The sequence below is a fragment of the Marinobacter halodurans genome (genome assembly GCF_004327985.1).
GTDB classification, from domain to species: domain Bacteria; phylum Pseudomonadota; class Gammaproteobacteria; order Pseudomonadales; family Oleiphilaceae; genus Marinobacter_A; species Marinobacter_A halodurans.
Map to the genome: position 1 here is coordinate 148172 of NZ_SJDL01000006.1, position 18197 is coordinate 166368.

Sequence of the window (18197 nt, forward strand, 5' to 3'; positions counted from 1 at the left end):
TTCCGGACGCTTGAGGCGCCGTGTTCAGGCCGGTTTGTCGAGCTGTGACCGGATAGGCGATTCCGCCGTCGCCAGAGATGGCCAGGGTGCCACCGCCTCCAGCTCAAAGGCCAGTTCCAGCAGGTCGCGTTCGCCGCCGTGCCGGGCGGACAGGTGAACGGCAATCGGCAGGTTGTCGGCGGTACGGCCGCCAGGCAGGCTGATCGCCGGTGCCCCGCTGGCGTTGGCAAGGGGCGTGAAAGCGACGTAGCGGCGCAGGCGCGCAAACAATGTCTCGAATGGCTGGTCCGGGCTGAGATAGCCCAGCTTGGGCGTGGTGTGGGCCAGCGCCGGCGACAGCACCACATCCACGCCCATCCTCTCGAGTCCCTCGGCGTACTGCTTCCGGCTGCGATACAACCGCCAGAGCACTCCGGGCGCGCGATGCAGCTGGCGGCGGAAGCGGTCCGCCAGGCCGCGGGTCAGGCCATCGACGTGTTCCGGCTGGAAATTCCGGTCCAGGATGCGATGGCCGAAGCGGGTCATCAGGAACGCCAGGCTGGACCAGTAATGGGCGAAGTCATCGGCGAAGCTGGCGGCCACCGGAACGTCGACCGGCATGACCGCGTGGCCCTGTCCGGCGAGCAGACGGGCCGTTGCTTCGACGGCCTGACGGGTTTGCGGGTCGGTGGCCTCACCGGTGACGGAATCCAGCACCAGGCCGATGCGCAGGCGCCGCTTCCCCGGACCCAGCACCTCACCAACGGGCGGTAACCGTCTGTTCTGGTGGTAGCGCTCGGCGCCGGCCAGGAAATTCGCCGTGTCCCGGACCGTGCGGGTGACCACGCCTTCGCCGATGATATTGATCGGCAACGCCCGCGCCGCCTCGCCGTCGACCAGTCGGCCACGGGTGGGCTTCAGCCCTACCAGCCCGCAGCAGGCCGCCGGAATGCGGATTGAGCCGCCGCCGTCGTTGGCGTGGGCGATGGGCACGACGCCCGCAGCCACCAGGGCCGCCGACCCACCGCTGGAGGCGCCACTGGAATAGGCCGGGTTCCAGGGATTACGCGTGGCCTCGGTATGGGCCGGTTCGGTGGATGCATTGAAGCCGAACTCCGGCAGGGTGCTCTTGCCGATGCTGATCAGGCCCTGTGCCAGGAACTGTTGCGCAAACGCATTGGTGTGTGACGCCGGCCCCGAACGCACGGCCAGGGAGCCGTGTCCGGTGGGCAGTCCGCGGACGTCCGTATTGTCCTTGATCAGCGTGGGGACGCCGGCAAACACCCCGTTTCCGGTACAGGCTGCCTGCCGCCGCGCGTTTTCGTAGTCGGGAGTCGCGATGCCATGCAGTTGGGGCTCCACCGCCTGGGCCCTCTGGATGGCGGCATTCACCGCTTCACGGGCACTGATGTCGCCCCGGCGGATCAGGGCGGCCAGGGCGGTTGCGTCGTGCTTGCCGAGGGCGTCGTCGGTGAAGGCATGGATCGGCGTGGGGCGTTCCTGGGCAGTCATGTTCGGTCCCGTGATGATGTGTATGTCGAACTCTAGCCGATCCCCGAAGGTGGCTGAATGTCATATTGGGAAACAGCGCGGGGGATTCCGGTTTCAGGCCGGCGCGTTTCTCGCTAAGCTCCTATTCCGTCAGTCCAGATCATGCGTTGTCAGTGGGAGAAACGTCCGGGATGAGTTCGATCGAGTTGCTGGTAAAACACTTCCTGGGGATCTATTTCCTCATGATCGGACTGCACTACACGAGCCGCAGCCTGGGGCTGTTCGAGCGCATGCGGTTTTCCCACATCAACTATGGGGCGCGGGGCAGCAGGACCTGGTGGCACCGGCACATCTTCAATGTTTTCCGGGCGGCGATCCTGGTCGTCTGCGTGGCACGGATCTTTGTCGATATCGATCCCTGGCTCGGTGTCTTTCCCGCGCTCTTCGAGCCGTTCGTCCTGGCGAGCGGCGCGGTGCTGTTACTGGCCTCGTTCTCGTTGATCGATTACGTGCAGGCGTACATGCATGAGGACTGGCGCTCGGGCATCGACAGCCAGCGTCACGGGCATCTGCTGGCCAGCGGGCCATTCCGGCGCAGCCGCAATCCACTGTTCATGGCCATCATGCTGGGGCAGGTGGGGTTCTTCCTGGCGCTGCCCAGCGTGTTCTCGCTGGTCTGCCTGATGGTAGGGGTTGTCGTGATCGTCCGTCAGGCCAGGGCCGAGGAACAGGCGCTGGCCCGGCTCTACGGCGATGCCTACCGCGAGTACCAGGCCCGGGTGCCGCGCTGGCTATGATCCCGCGGCGCATCATCTTCAGCCGCAAGGGGTTCGATTCCAGTTCCGGCGGCTGTCCCAGCCCCATCCTGCCCGACGGCCGATTGTTGTCGTTACCCATTCCGGATGCGCGGTCGACCGTGTCTTTCGGCGATATCGTCCATCACGGACTGTCGTTGGGAGAGGCCGTCGACCAGCTCACCCGGCAGCGGTTGTCGGCAGCCAGCGGCGCCCACATCGATCCGGACCTCAACGCCGGGGCATTGCCGCGCCAGAGTGGCTGGCGGCCGCTTTTCGGCCAGAGTGGCGCAGCCCAGGGTCACCTCAGGAACCAGGGCGTTGCGGAGGGCGACCTGTTTGTCTTCTTCGGGCTGTTCCGACCGGTCATCGAAGCGGACGGTGGCTGGCGGTTCGATCCGACCGAGCCCGCCCGGCACGTCATCTGGGGATGGCTGCAGGTCGGGGCCATGCACGCGGTGGATACGCTGGCCGGCGATCAGCTGACCTGGGCCCGTTACCATCCGCATTTCCGGTGGCAGGACGATCCGGTCAATACCCTGTACCTGGCATCGGATGCCCTGACGCTGGACGACGACCCGCCAGTGCTGCCCGGCGCCGGCTGGTTTGAACGGCACCGGGCGTCGCTGCAGCTGACCGACCGCCGGGCTACCCGGCCGGGCATCTGGGTGCTGCCACGCTGGTTCCACCCGCGGGATGGGCAGGTGCCGTTGACCTATCATGCCAAGCTCGAGCGCTGGCAGCGCGAGACCCATCGTGTGGTGCTCCAGGCCGTGGCCCGGGGCCAGGAGTTCGTGCTGGATACGGCGCACTACCCCGAAGCACTTCCCTGGATCCGCTGTATTATCCATTCGAATGCCGGCGCGTCCTGCCGCTGAGGCTTCCCGCCGTGCGGCGGCTTCGGTAAGTACCTATACGTTCGCTACACAGGTTTCATTAGCTTGCATTGATGAATAGTTCATCGCCCTCAGTGGTTTACCGACTGGATCCGGCACGGGTACGTGGGGAGTTCCTGCGTCTGTTGCCCATATCCCTGTTTGTGGTGGCCTTCGGCACCGCGTTTGGCCTGGCTGCCGTCCAGAAAGGCATTCTGCCGCTGGAAGCCACGCTGATGAGCGCGCTGGTGTTTGCCGGCGCCTCCCAGTTTGCCGCCCTCGAGCTCTGGGGCGATCAGGTGGCGCTGTTGCCGCTGATGGCCATCACCTTTGCCATCAACTCCCGCCACATCCTGATGGGCGCTTCGCTCTATCCCATGCTCCGTGACATGCCAACGCCCCGGCGCTACGGACTCCTGCTGGTGCTGACCGACGCCAACTGGGCGATTTCCGCGCAGGACTACCAGAATGGCCGCCGCAACCTGGAGGTCATCCTCGGTGGTGGCATGGTGTTGTGGCTGGCCTGGCTGATCGGCACGTTACTGGGGGTCTATTTCGGCGGCATGCTGGCCCATCCGGAGCAGTTCGGTCTGGACATGGTGCTGGGCTGCTTCCTGCTGGCCATGGCGCTGGGTGGACGCAAGAACCCACGGGTCCTGCTGGCCTGGATCGTGGCCGCTGTGGCTGCGATGGCGGCCTACTGGTGGTTACCGCCGCATACGCATGTGGTCGTGGGCGCGCTGGCCGGTGGCGTGGTGGGCTTTTTCTGGTTGGAGCGCAAGACCGATGAGCATTGAAACCTCGTCGCAGGGCATCCTTGCCATCATCGCCATTATGGCCTTGGTGACGCTGGCGACCCGTTGGGGCGGGCCTTTCCTGATGTCCTACGTGACCATCAACCCGCGCATCGAGAGCTTCATCAACACCATGGCCAGCTCGGTGCTGATCGCCATCCTCACGCCCATGGCCATCACCGGCGATATTGGCGCACGGGCCGCGCTGGGAACAACGGCGGTACTGATGCTGGTGCTGCACAAGCCGCTGCCCTCGATCGCTGCGGGGATCGCGGCGGCGGCCGCGGCCCGCTATTTCTTCTGAGGCTCCGGGCGGGCCGGGGAGGGGGAGGTGCTGTCAGGCCGCCCGGGCTGCCTTGATGACGTCGTAGGCGTTGCTGATCTCCCGGGTCTTCTCTTCGGCCATCTCCCGCATGCTCTCAGGCAGGCCGCGTCCGGCCAGCTTGTCCGGGTGGTTCTCGCTCATCAGCTTGCGATAGGCGCGTTTCACCTCGGCATCGCTGGCGTCTTCGGATACCCCCAACACCTTATAGGCATCGGCCAGCTTCCGGCCGCTGGAAGGACCGGCGCCCGCCGAGCTGCCGGCACCACTGTAGGCGCCGCGCATCATCGCTTCGAGCTGGTCGATCTGGGATTCCGGCAGGCCCAGCTTGCGGGCGATGCGCAGCAGCATTTCGTGCTCGGCCGGATGGATGGCGCCATCGGCGGCCACGGCCGACACCTGGACCTGCAGGAACATCTGCAGCAAGGCCTGGTTGCCACGGGTCACGCGCAGCAGTTGTTCCAGCTCCGCATCCAGGTCGAAATCCGCTTCCTTGCCCCGACGGAAGGCGACCTTGGCGGATTCCCGTTGCTCGCCGGAGAGGTGCAGGCGGTTGAAGAGGGTCTCCGCCACCTGGATCTCGTCCTCGGTGACGACGCCGTCGGCCTTGCATAGGGCGCCCATAACGGCGAATGTGCTTTCCAGGAACTGGGACTGGATGTTGAAAATGCCGGAGCGCAGCTTGTTGCGCAGGGCATTACTGATGAAGTAGCCGGCGACGGCACCAACGATCAGGCCCGGCAGGCGGCCAATCTGGTAGCCGATCAGGGCCCCGAAGAAGATTGCTAAAAACATGCACTGAATCCTATCGTGTTTTTTGCCATGCCGGGCGTTACGATACATTGATCTGCAGCAAGACGCAGAGGTTGTTCAACGACGGCTGACACGTGGCCGGCCATTCCGGAATGGAATGCCCTTATATTGGCCCGGTGTTGGCCATTTCAAGGATGATGATCATGCGCAAGCTCATGACCCTCTCCCTGCTGGCACTGGCCGTGCTCCCACTGCATGCGGAAGTGTACCAGTGGACGGACGCCCAGGGGCAGGTCCATTTTGGCGACCGGCCGCCCGCCAACGCCGACGCCCGTGAAAGGCAGATCGAGTCGCCCCGGCGCCTGAACGGTGCCGGGGAGGACAGCGCCGCCCGGATCCGGGAGCTCGACGAGTTCTTCCGCCGGCGCCAGGACGAGCGGAGGGCCGAGGAGCAGGCGGCGGCCAAGCGCGAGGCCGCCAGTGAGAAACGCGATGAAGCCTGTCGCAGAATGCTCGCCGAACTCCGCCACATGAAAACCATCAACCGCTTTTACCGCCTCAACGACCAGGGCGAGACGGTCTTCCTGAGCGGCGAAGAGGGCGACCGCCTGCGCCGGAACTACCGGCAGTCCTACGAAGAGCATTGCGGGGACCGCTGATCGGGGCTTCTCGATGATGCGGTGAGGTGCCGACAGCCCGCTTATTCCGGATGTTGCAGGTAACGTTCGATGCCGAAAACATGGGCATCGTCGTCTGCCAGTTCCCGCAGGGCCTCCGCCAGGCGCAGCAGGTATTCGTCGTTGGGGCCGCTGGGGCCGTGGGCGCCGGCGATCTGGCGGGCAATGTCGCGTTCATGGGCCGGTCCCAGAAAAGCCGTGTTGTCGGGCGTGGCGATATACACCAGTCCCTCGGCCTGCTCGCCATTCTCGAAATACAGCGGCGTGGTGAAGCGCAGGTAGCCGTTTTTCTCCCGCACATCGAGATGGTCGAACACATCCGGCGAAATCCGATAGGCCATGCCACGGCAGGTGGCGCCGGGCTGTTCGATCAGGGTCACCACCCGGCCCGGCGATTCCAGCGTTCCGCGATGATCATGGGAACCCTGCCAGAAGCGGCGCACCCAGCCTTCGATAGCCGCGGGACGGCGTTCCAGGTAGGGGAAATCGGCTTTGAAAATCAGCGAGCCATAGCCGAACAGCCAGACGGATTCACGGCCGTCGAAGCGATGCCGCTGGCGGTTGATCTCAATGGTATTGGCGGACATGGAGCGATGTCAGTTCTGGAATGGAGACATCACTATAACATGCCGGTCAGGGTTGTCCGGGGGGGGCGTTGAACGGGCAATGCCGGGGAACTTCAGCGGTGTTTTCTTCCAGCGGCCTGGGCAATGGCTCCAGGGCCGGCTGGAGGGCGGCCAGGCCCTCCGCGCGGAGGTGCTGAAGGCCGTCATTGAAAGCCGCCATGCGACCGCGGTTGGCGGGTAGGGCCCGCGTCAGCAGCAGGTGCAGGTAGGCCGCGTGGAGCACGCGGGGGTGATAGGTAATCTGTCGGGCTTCCTCCGGTGTGAAGTTCTGCTGCAGGATCCGGAGTCCGGCGCGCGCGTCGATGGGAAACAGGTCGATGCGGCCGGCCAGCAGCTTGCGAAAGTTCACCGGGTCCGAGGTGGTGGTGTCGGCGTCGATCCAGCCCTGGGCCCGGGCCTGCTCGATCACCTCGCCATAGAAATAGTCCTGGGTCAGGCCCACACGCAGCCCTCGCAGGTCATCGGCGTGATGCCAGTCAAAGTCGCGATCGACCCGGTGGAAGAACACGTAGCGGATGGGTGTGATGGGGGCGCTGTAGTAAAAGCTGGCGGCACGCTCCGGCGAGCAGGACCAGGCGGCCGTGCCGTCCCAGTGACCGTCGCGGGCCAGGATGTAGGAGCGCGACCAGGGGAAGAAGCCCCATTCGACGTCAATACCTTCAACCGCGAAGGCGCGGCGGATGATGTCGCTGACGAAACCGTACGGCGGCTTCTCCGACAGATAGGGCGGCCAGTCGCCGTTGGTCAGGCGGACGGTTTCAGCCTCGAGGCTGATGCTCCAGAGCATCACCAGGAGAGTGGCCGGGCCGATCAGTTTCTGGTGGACATGCGATCGCAAAACGGGGTGTAACATGGCGTTTGTCGCTTCCTTGCCGTATCGAATCTGCACAGGGGCAAGTGCGCCCGCGCAGGCCGCCGGCACCGACGATAGCAGCTCTTCACCGGCAAGGCATCCGGCAGCATACAACCGTTACATCATTTAACTTTTTACAAAGATGGATCGGCTGTCTTCCCGCGCCCGTCCGGCAGGTATATGCTCAGAATTCGGCAACCTGAGTAAGCAGCCATGGGCGACGTCATTCCATTCCGAAAACCCGCGGGTAAAGTGTCCCGCATAGGTCTTTGCCAGCATGACATTCACAAGTGGGTGATCTGCCAGGGCAAGCAGTTCGATGTAAAATCGGGCAAGCTGATCACGGTCTACCGCTGCGAACGCTGTGGTAAGCAGAAGGTGAAAGGTCACTGACCGTCACGCCTTTTCCCCGACCAGGTACCGGTCGATATCGACCTCATCGATCTGTTGCGGGGCCAGGAAGCGCCGGGCGTAATCCAGATACACGCCGGAGCGCAGGAACAGGTTGAACATCTCCGGATCCACATGCCCCTCGAGCGCCATTCGATGCAGGATATCGAGGGACTGGGTCAGGGTTTTCCCTTCCTTGTAAGGGCGGTCGACGGCCGTCAGCGCCTCGAAGATGTCGGCAATGCTCATGGCTTTTTCCGGAATGCTGAGTTCATCGCCGGTGAGGCGGCGCGGGTAGCCCGTGCCGTTCATCTTTTCGTGGTGGGTTCCGGCAAAGCGGGGCACCCGGGCCAGCCGGTCCGGCAACGGCAGGGCGTCGAGCATGATGATGGTCTGCACGATGTGCTCGTTGATCTTGAAGCGCTCCTCCGGCGTCAGGGTGCCGCGGCGGATTGAGAGATTGTAGCGTTCGCCGTAGTCGTAGGCCACATCCGGCAGGACCATGTCGAATCCCCAGCGATTGCGCGGGTCGTCCCGGGTGACCGGCGGCCGGCGCCCCTCCGCCCAGGGCAGTTGGTGCTCCGGCTTGTCGTCCAGCAATTTCTCTTCCGTTGGCAGTGTCGGCTCGGGACGTCCTTCGAAGCGCAGGGCTTCGTCGTGGGACAACCCGAGGCGGTCACTGAAATACCGTTGCCAGCGGCGATCCCCGATGTGGTCGAGCCTTGCGATATCGGCGTCGGCCATGAACTCGCCCCCCTGGTTGCACTGGGCGATAAAAGCAAATTCCTCCTGCAGGGCCGCCTGGGTTGCGTCCCGCTGCCGGCGGGCTTCGGCCTCATCCTCGCTGGCGATCCGCGCATCGAGATAACGGATTTCGGCGTCCCGATACAGCACTTCAAAGCGGGTGCGGATCTCGTGGATGCGGTTGTAGAGGGTTTCCAGTTTGGTGGCCTTGTCCACCACGTATTCGGGGCTGGTTATCTTGCCGCAGTCGTGCAGCCAGGCGCCGATGTGGAATTCATACCTCTCCCGCTCGTTCATGCTGAAGCCTGCAAACGTCGGATCGTCCGAGCGCTCCGCCTGGTCCACCAGCATTTTCGCCAGTTGCGGTACCCGCTCGCAGTGGCCGCTGGTGTAGGGGGACTTGGCGTCGATGGCATCGGCAATCAGGCGGATGACCCCCTCGATCAGGCTTTGCTGGCTCTCGATCAACTGGCGTGTCTCGATGGCCACGGCGGCGGAGCCGGCAATCTCGTGGACGAAGCGGATCAGGTGTTCGTCCATGGCTTCGAAGTGCACGTCGTCCAGGTCGATCATCAAGACGCCCACCAGGGCCTGCTCCCGGTTTCGCAGCACGGCATAGACGGCGTGGTCGGTCACCGTGTGGCGCAGGGTGCGAATGATGTCGTGGTCGGTCTGCTCGGGCAGGATGTTGTCGATGCGCTGCCATTCGGTCGGGCCTACGGCGGCGGCCATTTCCAGCTCGTGGGTGGGCTCCCGGTACAGGAAGATACGGCCGTGCTTCTCATTGAGGATGCTGATCAGCTCGTTGAGGATGCCGTGCAGCAGACCGGACAGGTCCCGGGCCCGGTTCAGGGTCAGCGAGATCGACTGGAAGCTGCGGATGGTGCCGGACATGTCGGTCAGGGCCGAGCCGAGTTTGTGGGCTTCACGGATCCGGGAACCGCTGCTGATCGGCGTATCGAACCGGAAACGGGCCAGTGCTTCCACTTCATTGGCCAGCCGCTGCAACGGGCGCCCCAACTGGCGTCCCAGCAGGGCGCCCACGGCCAGCAGTATCAGCACAATGATCAGGGCGATGAGCAACTGGTCGCGGACCAACTGCCACACGTCCGCCATCAGCTCGTCCGCCGGTATGGCGATCAGCATGCGCAGCCCGGCGGTGTGGATGGAACGCAGGTCGGCGGAGATGCCGAACCACTGGCTGCCATGGCTGGTGAACTGGCGCGCCTGGGTACTGACCGGCATGGCCTGGACCCGGTCCAGCGCCGGCACGGCCAGGTCGCTGAGCTGGGCCAGGTCCGGCGCCTCCTGGCTGCCGGCGATCATGCGGTCGTGGTCGGGGTAGGCCACCACCTGGCCCTTCTGGTCGACGATGGCGATCTCGGTGTGTGGCGTCAGCTTGAGATCCTCGAGCTGATGGCTTAGGGCGGAGACGGTGACATCGATGCCCACGACCGCATCGCCGTTGGGAGCGGCCTGCGCCAGGGTCATGCCGACGGCCCGTGTGGTGTAGAACATGTAGGGGCGGGTCAGGGTCATCCCGCCCGCGGTCAGGGCCTGCTGGTACCAGCCCCGGGTGCGCGGGTCGTAGTCCTGGTCCGGATTGGCGCGCTGGTCCAACAGGCGCAGGCGATCGTTGTAGTAGCGCAGATCCGCCGTGCGTCTGCCGCCCGCGTCCACGGAGACCGTCTGCAGGATGTAGCGGGTCGTCTCTGGTGTTTGCGCCGGCAGTTTGCCGCGGTCTTCCGGGACGCGCCTGAGCAGGAAGAAATCACCGTCCGGATACCCCACGTAGATGGCATCCACGATCGGGTTTACCCGCAGGACGTCGGCGAGTACCGACAGGCGTCCCAGACGCTCATGGAGCGTACGCGCCGTCGTGAGGGCGCTGTCCCGCAGCACCATCAGCGCCGTCATGGGGGGCGTGGTGATGGCATGGATCCGATCGTTGACGGCCTGGACCAGTTCCTCGGCGGAATCCGAGGTGGCCGCGAGCTTGGCGGACTCCATGCCCCGGTGCGCCTGGTAGATCAGCGCGACGGTCAGCACCAGCATGCCGAGGGTGATCGCGAGCGAGATCAGCAGCGCCAGGGAAAAGCGCCTGGGTGTGCGTGTCATCTGTCAGATCCTTCTGGGAACAGCGGGGGGCGATCTCTTCCCTAAAGGGTAGTCGGTAGGCGCGACATTGCGAGACGGCGGCGGTCAGGGGGCCGCCTGGCCCTACTGGGCGCCCGTACCGGGGGCTGGAACGTCGCTCTCGGGGGCCTGGGCGAAGTTGCACTCGGCCGGATCGGGCTCGTCACCGTAGAGTGTGACCGGATAGGGAAGTTCGCTGGCGGCGTGCGCCATGATCGCATCGATCCGGCCCCGCAGGCGCAGGGCCTGCAGGCCCTTGTTGAACTGCTGCAACCGTGCTTCGTTGCCCGCCACGTGGCGCGACAGCATCAGGCGCAGTTGGGTGGCGTACACAACCCGGGGATGAACGGCGAGCCGGGCAATCTCATCCTGGGTGAAAGACCGGGCCAGCAGGCGGCGCCCTACGGCCACGTCAATGGGAAAGAGGTCAATGCGGCCGGCCAGCAGTTTGCGGAAGTTGATGTCGTCGGAGCGGGCAATCTCCGATTCCAGGGTTCCATTGGCGATGGCCTGGTTGATGGTGTCGCCATAATGGTAGTCCCGCGAGAGACCAATGCGCAGGCCCTTCAGGTCGTCGATGGTGGTCCAGTCAATGGGATCGCTGCGGCGGTAAAAGAAGGCCAGTCTGACCGGAATGATGGCGTCGCTGAAGTAGAAGTCCGGCGCGCGCTCCGGTGTGCAGGCCCAGGCGGCGGAGCCGTCCCAGATACCTTTCTGTGCCAGCCGGAAGGATCGGGCCCAGGGGAAGAAACCCCATCGGACGGCCATGCCTTCCTCGGCGAACGCCTCGTCGATAATCTGGCCAATGATGCCGTGTGACGGGGTGTCTTCCAGGTAGGGCGGCCAGCTGCCGCTGGTGATATTCACTGACGACGTCATGGCCACGCAGCGGAACGGCAGCGTTGCGAGTATCCACGCCAGGACGGTTTTCCGCGCGGTACAACGGAACGATAGCGATGACGTCATAGAGTCGAACGTTTCAGTAAAACGTCCTTGTGTGGGTGAAGAAGTGCTCGGCAAAGACGCTATCAGGTACGCTGGGGAAAGGCACGCTGTATCGGTGCATCAATTGCATCATTTAACATTAAGCAAGACAATTGAATAGATCGTCTCACCAGACGGGGCACCCACTGTTTCCTGGTGTTGCCGCCAGATTGTCATGAATCGTGGACGCCCCGCATCCGGCTGGGCAAGTGAGCAAAGTGGGTGCCAACCTCGTCCAAACCCCCGCAGGCCGCCTTACACCTCGACGCCAGTCGCTCCATTCAGGGTGGCTCGGTCTGAAATCCGCACTGATTATGTGCGTTTCGTGACTGGGCTCCCCCTACTGGTGCAGCGCCAAACCTGTCAGATTCGATGACTGACGCCGGATACGGCACTGTTTTTGCGGTGGATGCCTTGGGTATTCTCTGGGCTTTGTAAAACCATGGCAGGGCGCTGTCGCCATGGAATTGTCATTGTTGGGCGCAACACTGGGCCCTCATCACAGACTCCACAGCAAAAGGACTTGTCATGAAGCGTTTGACCCGCCGTGAATTCCTGCGCGTATCGGCCCTGAGCGCCGGCGCACTGGCGATATCCACTGGCCTGTCGGGCTGCCTGTCCGGTTCCACCTCGGAAGACCGGGAGCGGGCGATCGGTTTCAACCATGGTGTGGCCAGCGGCGATCCACTCCAGGATCGGGTGATTCTCTGGACCCGGCTGACGCCGATGGATGGCAACACCGGTGCCATGTCGGTCGGCTGGGAAGTGGCCGAAGACGAGGGGTTCAACCAGTTGGTGCATTCCGGCACCACCACCACGACGGCCGGCAACGACTTTACCGTGAAGGTGGACGTGCTCAATCTCTCGGCCGGCACCACCTATTACTACCGCTTCAAATCCAATGAAGCGGGCACCTCTCCCGTCGGGCAAACGAAGACGCTGCCGAAAGGCTCGGTGGAGCAGGCGGCCTTTGCCGTCGTATCCTGCGCCAACTACCCGGCCGGCTATTTCAACGTGTATGCCGAGATCGCGAAGGAAACGGATCTGGACGCCGTCCTGCACCTGGGGGATTACCTGTACGAATACGGCGAGGGCCAGTACGGCACCGACGGTGCCGAGGCCATTGGCCGGGCCCTGCCGGACGACAACAACACCGAGCTGCTGACGCTGGACGAGTACCGGGCCCGCTACGCACTCTACCGGACGGACGGCGATTGCCAGGCGGTGCACGCCCGGTGGCCGTTCATCGCGGTGTGGGACGACCACGAAGTGGCCAACGACGCCTGGGAAAACGGCGCCGAGAACCACCAGCCATCTTCGGAAGGGGATTACCAGGAACGCAAGATGCAGGCGTTGCAGGCGTATTTCGAGTGGATGCCGGTGCGCCCGGCCAGTGAAGACAACATCGAAACCATCTACCGCAGTTTCGAGTTCGGCAACCTGGCCAGCCTCTACATGCTCGACACCCGGCTGATTGCCCGGGACGAGCAGCTCGACTACGACAACTACCTGGACGGTTCCGGCGGCATTGATAAGGCTGCATTCGAAGCGGCCGTCGAAGATACGAACCGGGAGATGATCGGCGCCGAGCAGTTCAGTTGGCTGAGCAACAAGGTGCAACTGTCCACCGCACGCTGGCAGGTACTCGGGCAGCAGGTGCTGATGGGACGGATGCTGTTCCCGGCCGAGCTGCTGGTGGCCTACAAGAGTGGCGATACGCTGGCGATCATAGAGGCGATTCAGGAGTTGGTGGATATCAAGCAGCGCTACGATAACGATCCCTCGTCGGTGAGCAGCGACGAAGAAACGCGGATCAAGGACGTGCTCCCCTACAACCTCGACGCCTGGGACGGCTACTACTACGAGCGGGAGCAGGTGCTCAAGATATTCAATGAGGCCAACAAAAACCTGGTCGTCCTGGCCGGGGACACCCACAACGCCTGGGCCAACAACCTGCACTTGGACGCCGGTAATGGTGGCACGGCCGTGGGCGTGGAGTTCGCGACGGCGTCTGTCAGTTCACCCGGGCTGGAGACGTACCTGCAGGTTCCCCCGGACAGCATTGCCCAGGTTGAAGAGGCGCTGGTCACCCTGATCGATGACCTGCAATACAGCAATGCCAGCCAGCGCGGCTACCTCAAGCTGACCCTGACCCAGGACGAAGCCCGTTCCGACTGGCGCTTTGTCGACACGGTGAAAGCCGGCAGCTACACCATCGATGCCGACAGTAACCAGGCCCTGAAGACCACACCGTCGAATCGGACCATCCAGTCCGTCAGCTGACGGACTGGATCGGGGGCCGGGATCACTCCGTTACGGTAATCGTGATCTTCTTCGAGACCACCGGTGGGTCGAAGGGGATGTGATTCTGGTCCCCCACCAGGAGTTGCAGCGTGTGCTGGCCCGGGGCCAGGTCCAGTTCGGTTTCGGTCTGGCCGCCGCCGAAATGCTTGTGATGGTCGTCGGACGGGATCGGCTGGCCCTTGGGTGGCAGGCTGTCCACGTCAATCAGCAGGTGGTGGTGGCCGGTGTTCGCCTTGTCGGTGCCGGCCGGCGCCACGCCCATGCCTTTCAAACCGAATCGTACCGTCACCGGCGAGCTGACCGTCGCCCCGTCCTCGGGCGTGATGAAATAAACCGACGCATCGTCCGGAGCGGGTCTGGCGTGGGCCAGTCCCGTTGCCATCACCAACGTCAGACCGGCTAACCACTTGGATTGAACGCCCATTATGCAATCTCCTTGTCGCTGAGGGTTGAACCGTCAGCATAGGGAGCGGCAGGCCCCTTGAACAGGTCGCTTCCATGGACAGACGGCCCGGACGCGATGTGTTCGGGGGACGATCGATGCTATATTCGAACGATTCCGATAACGAGCAGGGATGACGTGATGTTCCGGACCGGAGCCGTGTCGTTGTCGGGCCTCACCCGGCACATCAGCAAGAGGAGAACCTGATGCAACTGGTCATCGGCAACAAGAACTATTCATCCTGGTCCCTGCGGCCCTGGCTCCTGATGTCGGCCTTCGGCCTCGAGTTCGAGGAGATCCAGGAATCGCTCCAGCAGGACGGCCTGAAAGTCCGGCTCGGGCGCTACTCCCCAACCTGCCGGGTGCCCGTCCTGATCGACGGCGGTCTGACCGTGTGGGACTCGCTGGCCATTTGCGAATACGTCTCCGAAGCCTACCTGGACGGTCGGGGCTGGCCGGCCGATCTGCGCGCCCGGGCACACGCCCGTGCGGTTTGCGCCGAAATCCATTCCGGTCTGTCGGCCCTGCGTTCGGAAATGCCCATGAACTGCCGGGCCCGGCGCCTCATCGAACTGACCGATGCCGCCAAGGCGGACGTCGAGCGGGTTGACCGGATCTGGACCGACTGCACCACCCGTTATGGCGAGCATGGCCCCTGGCTGTTCGGCGACTTCTCCATCGCCGACTGCTTCTATGCGCCGGTGGCGTGGCGCTTCCTGACCTATGGCACGCCGCTGTCGGACGGGGCCCAGCAGTACGCGGCGCGCCTGCGGCATCACGAATCCATGGAGCGTTGGCTGGCCGGCGCCCTGATGGAAACGGAGATCGTGCCTGAGGACGAAGCCGGCATCGACATCCCCGGCGCCCGGTTCTGATCGATTCGCCGGAACCGGCGCACCGGCGTCAGGGACACGTCATGTCCCGGGCATCGGAGAATTGCTGGCGAATAGCGTCGATCATCCGCGCCTGATCCAGGTACTCCGGTGGCAAGGGTGCCAGCAGGTAGATCGCGTCGCCGCCGCTCAAGTCGTCCGCGTTATAGGACGGGTGCGTCGGGTTGTCGACCGTCACCGGTGTCAGCACCCGTATCTCCAACTCCGGGTCCCGCGCCTTCAGCAGGGCCACGGTGCCCAGCCGGTCCTCGCTGTGGAACACGCCGGTGATGTGGAGCACCTGGGCGCCGGGGTGGTCCTGCAGGGCGTGCAGGATGCGACTGGCCATGGTGTTGTCGCGCAACAGCTGCGCCCTGTAGCGATTCTCCAGCGGATTGTCGTCACCGCTGCCACGGCCATGCCCGCCCATCGCCTCAAAGAACCTCTCTCGGTACGCCGGATCACTCAGGAAAGGTTGCTCGGGCAGTAGCGCCTGCAGGGCCGGATCTAGCCGGGTCAGCGCGTCGGGACCCTCCCGACCGACGCAGCGAACCGCCAGGGCGGGCGCGTTGGCGGCGATCACCGGCAAACCCAGTTCTGCGGCAAACGCCACCAACGGCCGGTAACCGGCGCGGTAGTTCTTCCAGGCCTCGGCGTCGTCAATCATCTCGGCTTCACCCAGCTTGCCAGCCAGATACCGGTCCAGCACGGACTGGTGGTCCACATTGAACGGTTCCAGTGACAGGACCTGATCCGGGTGTTCGGCATACAGCGCTGCCTGCATGCGGGCTTCCAGCAGGTGCGAGCCGTTATGGCCGTGCAGCTCGCCGATGATCACCACATCCACGTCCCGCCACTGTGCGGCCAGCGCTTCCACGGTAGTGGGGCGCCCGGTCCCGCTGTCGATAACCGGGGTGTTGAGGATCGAGTGCATCGGTGCCGGTGTCTCCGGCGAAGGACTCCAGGCGGCACATCCGGCCAGCAGGAGCGGAGCCAGCGCTGCCATCATCCATAAACGGTGTAACACGGTCACGCTCCTTCGGCGTCCGGGTGCGCAATGAATGTGAAAAATGGGTACGACCACACGATGACTTTAGCGCAGTTTCGGCCGGTGCGGTCCGGAGGCGTGAACGTGAAGGTCAAAATGCTTTCTGCGGGACAAATGGAGGGAATCACGGTCTAATGACTGATATGGGTCAATTCCGGCCTGAGCACCTATAGTTACCAGAGTACGGTTCTCGATTGAGCGAGGTACACCTATGACCGATCGCATCGAATTCCTGACCGATCTGCGTCGTGAGCTCAAGGCGCGCATCGACAAGTATTCCGCCCATCAGCACCGCGATAACGGCCCCCTTGAGGCCGACTTTGCCGAACAGGCCATCCAGCGGCAGAACGACGAAGTGGTGGACGGCCTGGATATCGAGGCCCGGGAAGAGCTGAGACAGGTGGATCGCGCACTTCACCGCATCGAGGAGGGGGAGGGCGACATCTGCGAGCAGTGCGGTGAGTTCATCAACCCCGAGCGCCTCAAGATCCTTCCCCAGACCACCATTTGTGTCGAATGTGCCGAAGAGAGAGCGGGCTGACGCCCCGGTTGGGTGTTGAGTGAGAGGAATGGCTTGACCTTGAAGTGGTTACAGGGTTTTTAATCCCGGGATCGTTTTTCAAGGAGCCGTCTTTCCCATGTCACATGCCCACCACCATCACGGACATTCCCACCACGCCCATGGTCACGCCCACGGCATGGAACACAACCGCGCCTTCGCGATTGGCATCCTGCTCAACGTGATCTTCGTGGTCGTCGAGGTGGTGTACGGCATCCTCGCCGACTCGATGGCCCTGCTGGCGGATGCCGGCCACAACCTCAGCGACGTGCTGGGGCTGGTATTGGCCTGGGGTGCCGCCTGGCTGGCCCAGCGCGAGGCCACCAAATGGCGCACCTACGGCCTGAAGAAAACGACCATCCTGGCCGCCCTGATCAACGCGCTGGTGTTGATGGTTGCCATCGGCGGCATCGCCTGGGAGTCCATACGCCGCTTCTCCGAACCGACCGACGTCGCCGGCATGACGGTGATCGTGGTGGCCCTGATCGGGGTGGTCATTAACGCCGCCACCATGATGCTGTTCATGGCCGGCCAGAAAGAGGACCTGAACATCCGCGGGGCCTTCCTGCACATGGCGGCAGATGCCGGCGTGTCGCTGGGCGTTGCCGTGGCCGGCCTGGCGATCCTGTGGACCGGGCAGACCTGGATCGACCCGGTGGTCAGTCTGGCGATCGTTGCCGTGATCCTGATCGGCACCTGGGGCCTGCTCAAGGAATCCCTCAACCTCAGCCTGGACGCGGTGCCCGCCGGTATCGACCCGGACGACGTCCATGCCATGCTTAACGACCTGCCGGGGGTGGAAGGGGTGCACCACGTGCATATCTGGGGGATGAGCACCACCGAGAACGCGTTGACCGCCCATGTGGTCAAACCGGATCCGACCTCCGATGACGCGCTGCTGGAAACCATGGAAAACAGGCTGCGCCACGACTTCAACATCAGCCACGTGACCATCCAGTGGGAACGGGATACCGAAGCTTGCCCCGCGTCCCACCGTTGCTGAATGGCGTCTGGAGAGCGAAACTGGGGGCCCGGTAACGGATACAAGGATGCGATCCCATGAACCCCAGAATGAGCATGGTCACCCTGGGCGTGGCCAACCTGCAGCTATCCATTGCGTTCTACCGCGACGGCCTTGGCTTCCCGCAACTGGATTCGCCGCCCAGCGTTGCGTTTTTTACCCTGAATGGAACCTGGCTGGGCCTGTACGGCCGCGATGCGCTGGCCGAGGATGTCGGTGTTCCGGCCAGCACACCTGCCGGATTTCCCGGTTTTACCATTGCCCACAACCTGCCGTCGGAAGTCGACGTGGACCGGGTCATGGCGGAAGCAGTGGCGGCCGGGGCAACACTGATCAAGTCGCCGCAAAAAGTCTTCTGGGGAGGCTATTCCGGGTACTTCGAGGACCCGGACGGCTACCTCTGGGAACTGGCCCACAACCCGTTTTTCTGGATCGGCCCACCGGACAGCGCCAGCGGCTGACTTGATCCGGGGGGGCGCCGCGGCGCAGTCATTTCCAACAGGACGTTGGCGCTCTTCGCTTCCTGTCTCGCA

At 63.8% G+C, this 18197-nt stretch carries 19 protein-coding genes; 11 read left to right on the forward strand and 8 right to left on the reverse strand.

Features of this window, described 5'->3' with window-relative positions:
- Window positions 1–24 precede the first annotated feature (24 nt).
- Entirely contained in the window at window positions 25–1491 is a 1467-nt protein-coding gene (locus EZI54_RS05745) for an amidase (RefSeq protein ID WP_131479948.1), read from the reverse strand.
- A 170-nt stretch (window positions 1492–1661) separates the two neighbouring features.
- Between EZI54_RS05745 and EZI54_RS05750 the strand changes: the two genes are divergently transcribed.
- From EZI54_RS05750 to EZI54_RS05765, 4 genes are all read left to right on the forward strand, one after another.
- Window positions 1662–2267: a methyltransferase family protein gene (locus EZI54_RS05750; RefSeq protein WP_131479950.1), complete on the forward strand. Its 606-nt coding sequence runs from the start codon at window positions 1662–1664 to the stop codon at window positions 2265–2267.
- Complete coding sequence (locus tag EZI54_RS05755; protein WP_131479952.1) at window positions 2264–3142, forward strand: Nmad3 family putative nucleotide modification protein; 879 nt, start codon at window positions 2264–2266, stop codon at window positions 3140–3142. The genes EZI54_RS05750 and EZI54_RS05755 overlap by 4 nt, the downstream gene beginning before the upstream one ends.
- Window positions 3143–3213: 71 nt before the next feature.
- Window positions 3214–3936, forward strand: a complete 723-nt coding sequence (locus EZI54_RS05760; protein WP_131479954.1) for an AzlC family ABC transporter permease — start codon at window positions 3214–3216, stop codon at window positions 3934–3936.
- Window positions 3926–4237, forward strand: a complete 312-nt coding sequence (locus tag EZI54_RS05765; RefSeq protein WP_131479956.1) for an AzlD family protein — start codon at window positions 3926–3928, stop codon at window positions 4235–4237. Before EZI54_RS05760 ends, EZI54_RS05765 begins: the two co-directional genes overlap by 11 nt.
- A 33-nt stretch (window positions 4238–4270) precedes the next feature.
- On the opposite strand, the gene djlA is transcribed toward EZI54_RS05765, so the two are convergent.
- The gene (gene djlA / locus EZI54_RS05770) at window positions 4271–5050 is read right to left on the reverse strand and encodes a co-chaperone DjlA (protein ID WP_131479958.1); all 780 of its coding nucleotides are present in this window, start codon (window positions 5048–5050) and stop codon (window positions 4271–4273) included.
- 161 nt (window positions 5051–5211) lie between these two features.
- On the opposite strand from djlA, the gene EZI54_RS05775 reads away from it, so the two are divergent.
- Entirely contained in the window at window positions 5212–5667 is a 456-nt protein-coding gene (locus EZI54_RS05775) for a DUF4124 domain-containing protein (protein WP_165495685.1), read from the forward strand.
- Between the two features lie 41 nt (window positions 5668–5708).
- Here EZI54_RS05775 and EZI54_RS05780 read toward each other — a convergent pair whose 3' ends face one another.
- Together EZI54_RS05780 and EZI54_RS05785 are read right to left on the reverse strand one after the other, a co-directional pair.
- Entirely contained in the window at window positions 5709–6272 is a 564-nt protein-coding gene (locus EZI54_RS05780; protein ID WP_131479962.1) for a gamma-glutamylcyclotransferase, read from the reverse strand.
- Between the two features lie 46 nt (window positions 6273–6318).
- A complete protein-coding gene (locus EZI54_RS05785; protein ID WP_131479964.1) occupies window positions 6319–7164 on the reverse strand; it encodes a substrate-binding periplasmic protein in 846 nt (281 codons plus the stop codon).
- A 213-nt stretch (window positions 7165–7377) separates the two neighbouring features.
- Here EZI54_RS05785 and EZI54_RS05790 point away from each other — a divergent pair, with 213 nt between their 5' ends.
- Window positions 7378–7557 (forward strand): hypothetical protein, encoded by a 180-nt coding sequence (locus EZI54_RS05790; RefSeq protein WP_131479966.1) that lies wholly within the window; start codon window positions 7378–7380, stop codon window positions 7555–7557.
- Window positions 7558–7560: 3 nt separating this feature from the next.
- On the opposite strand, the gene EZI54_RS05795 is transcribed toward EZI54_RS05790, so the two are convergent.
- Together EZI54_RS05795 and EZI54_RS05800 are read right to left on the reverse strand one after the other, a co-directional pair.
- Window positions 7561–10416, reverse strand: coding sequence for an HD domain-containing phosphohydrolase (locus EZI54_RS05795; protein WP_242674350.1), 2856 nt, complete (start codon window positions 10414–10416; stop codon window positions 7561–7563).
- Window positions 10417–10518: 102 nt separating this feature from the next.
- The gene (locus EZI54_RS05800; protein ID WP_131479968.1) at window positions 10519–11400 is read right to left on the reverse strand and encodes a substrate-binding periplasmic protein; all 882 of its coding nucleotides are present in this window, start codon (window positions 11398–11400) and stop codon (window positions 10519–10521) included.
- Window positions 11401–11946: 546 nt separating this feature from the next.
- Between EZI54_RS05800 and EZI54_RS05805 the strand changes: the two genes are divergently transcribed.
- On the forward strand, window positions 11947–13701 hold the full coding sequence (locus EZI54_RS05805; RefSeq protein ID WP_131479970.1) for an alkaline phosphatase D family protein: 1755 nt from the start codon (window positions 11947–11949) through the stop codon (window positions 13699–13701).
- 22 nt (window positions 13702–13723) lie between these two features.
- Here the strand turns inward: EZI54_RS05805 and EZI54_RS05810 are convergent, their stop codons facing one another.
- Window positions 13724–14146, reverse strand: a complete 423-nt coding sequence (locus EZI54_RS05810) for a DUF4399 domain-containing protein (protein WP_131479971.1) — start codon at window positions 14144–14146, stop codon at window positions 13724–13726.
- 224 nt (window positions 14147–14370) lie between these two features.
- Here EZI54_RS05810 and EZI54_RS05815 point away from each other — a divergent pair, with 224 nt between their 5' ends.
- Window positions 14371–15039, forward strand: a complete 669-nt coding sequence (locus EZI54_RS05815) for a glutathione S-transferase family protein (RefSeq protein ID WP_131479973.1) — start codon at window positions 14371–14373, stop codon at window positions 15037–15039.
- 28 nt (window positions 15040–15067) lie between these two features.
- Here EZI54_RS05815 and EZI54_RS05820 read toward each other — a convergent pair whose 3' ends face one another.
- Complete coding sequence (locus EZI54_RS05820; RefSeq protein WP_242674351.1) at window positions 15068–16063, reverse strand: ChaN family lipoprotein; 996 nt, start codon at window positions 16061–16063, stop codon at window positions 15068–15070.
- Window positions 16064–16295: 232 nt separating this feature from the next.
- On the opposite strand from EZI54_RS05820, the gene EZI54_RS05825 reads away from it, so the two are divergent.
- The 3 genes from EZI54_RS05825 (at window position 16296) to EZI54_RS05835 (ending at window position 18125) form a co-directional block, all read left to right on the forward strand.
- Window positions 16296–16625 carry a TraR/DksA family transcriptional regulator gene (locus tag EZI54_RS05825; protein ID WP_131479975.1) on the forward strand — a complete coding sequence of 110 codons (330 nt, stop codon included), beginning with the start codon at window positions 16296–16298 and terminating at the stop codon, window positions 16623–16625.
- Between the two features lie 97 nt (window positions 16626–16722).
- Complete coding sequence (locus EZI54_RS05830; protein ID WP_131479977.1) at window positions 16723–17646, forward strand: cation diffusion facilitator family transporter; 924 nt, start codon at window positions 16723–16725, stop codon at window positions 17644–17646.
- Between the two features lie 56 nt (window positions 17647–17702).
- Window positions 17703–18125 (forward strand): VOC family protein, encoded by a 423-nt coding sequence (locus EZI54_RS05835; RefSeq protein ID WP_131479979.1) that lies wholly within the window; start codon window positions 17703–17705, stop codon window positions 18123–18125.
- Window positions 18126–18197 lie beyond the last annotated feature (72 nt).

Excerpts from the sequence above, each read along its gene's own strand:
- EZI54_RS05750 (WP_131479950.1), top strand. The coding sequence starts at position 1,662 with ATGAGTTCGATCGAGTTGCTGGTAAAACACTTCCTGGGGATCTATTTC.
- EZI54_RS05805 (WP_131479970.1), top strand. The coding sequence starts at position 11,947 with ATGAAGCGTTTGACCCGCCGTGAATTCCTGCGCGTATCGGCCCTGAGC.
- EZI54_RS05835 (WP_131479979.1), top strand. The coding sequence starts at position 17,703 with ATGAACCCCAGAATGAGCATGGTCACCCTGGGCGTGGCCAACCTGCAG.
- EZI54_RS05780 (WP_131479962.1), bottom strand. The coding sequence starts at position 6,272 with ATGTCCGCCAATACCATTGAGATCAACCGCCAGCGGCATCGCTTCGAC.
- EZI54_RS05795 (WP_242674350.1), bottom strand. The coding sequence starts at position 10,416 with ATGACACGCACACCCAGGCGCTTTTCCCTGGCGCTGCTGATCTCGCTC.
- EZI54_RS05745 (WP_131479948.1), bottom strand. The coding sequence starts at position 1,491 with ATGACTGCCCAGGAACGCCCCACGCCGATCCATGCCTTCACCGACGAC.
- EZI54_RS05755 (WP_131479952.1), top strand. The coding sequence starts at position 2,264 with ATGATCCCGCGGCGCATCATCTTCAGCCGCAAGGGGTTCGATTCCAGT.
- EZI54_RS05810 (WP_131479971.1), bottom strand. The coding sequence starts at position 14,146 with ATGGGCGTTCAATCCAAGTGGTTAGCCGGTCTGACGTTGGTGATGGCA.
- EZI54_RS05800 (WP_131479968.1), bottom strand. The coding sequence starts at position 11,400 with ATGACGTCATCGCTATCGTTCCGTTGTACCGCGCGGAAAACCGTCCTG.
- EZI54_RS05775 (WP_165495685.1), top strand. The coding sequence starts at position 5,212 with ATGCGCAAGCTCATGACCCTCTCCCTGCTGGCACTGGCCGTGCTCCCA.
- EZI54_RS05785 (WP_131479964.1), bottom strand. The coding sequence starts at position 7,164 with ATGTTACACCCCGTTTTGCGATCGCATGTCCACCAGAAACTGATCGGC.
- EZI54_RS05760 (WP_131479954.1), top strand. The coding sequence starts at position 3,214 with ATGAATAGTTCATCGCCCTCAGTGGTTTACCGACTGGATCCGGCACGG.
- djlA (WP_131479958.1), bottom strand. The coding sequence starts at position 5,050 with ATGTTTTTAGCAATCTTCTTCGGGGCCCTGATCGGCTACCAGATTGGC.
- EZI54_RS05765 (WP_131479956.1), top strand. The coding sequence starts at position 3,926 with ATGAGCATTGAAACCTCGTCGCAGGGCATCCTTGCCATCATCGCCATT.
- EZI54_RS05790 (WP_131479966.1), top strand. The coding sequence starts at position 7,378 with ATGGGCGACGTCATTCCATTCCGAAAACCCGCGGGTAAAGTGTCCCGC.
- EZI54_RS05825 (WP_131479975.1), top strand. The coding sequence starts at position 16,296 with ATGACCGATCGCATCGAATTCCTGACCGATCTGCGTCGTGAGCTCAAG.
- EZI54_RS05815 (WP_131479973.1), top strand. The coding sequence starts at position 14,371 with ATGCAACTGGTCATCGGCAACAAGAACTATTCATCCTGGTCCCTGCGG.
- EZI54_RS05830 (WP_131479977.1), top strand. The coding sequence starts at position 16,723 with ATGTCACATGCCCACCACCATCACGGACATTCCCACCACGCCCATGGT.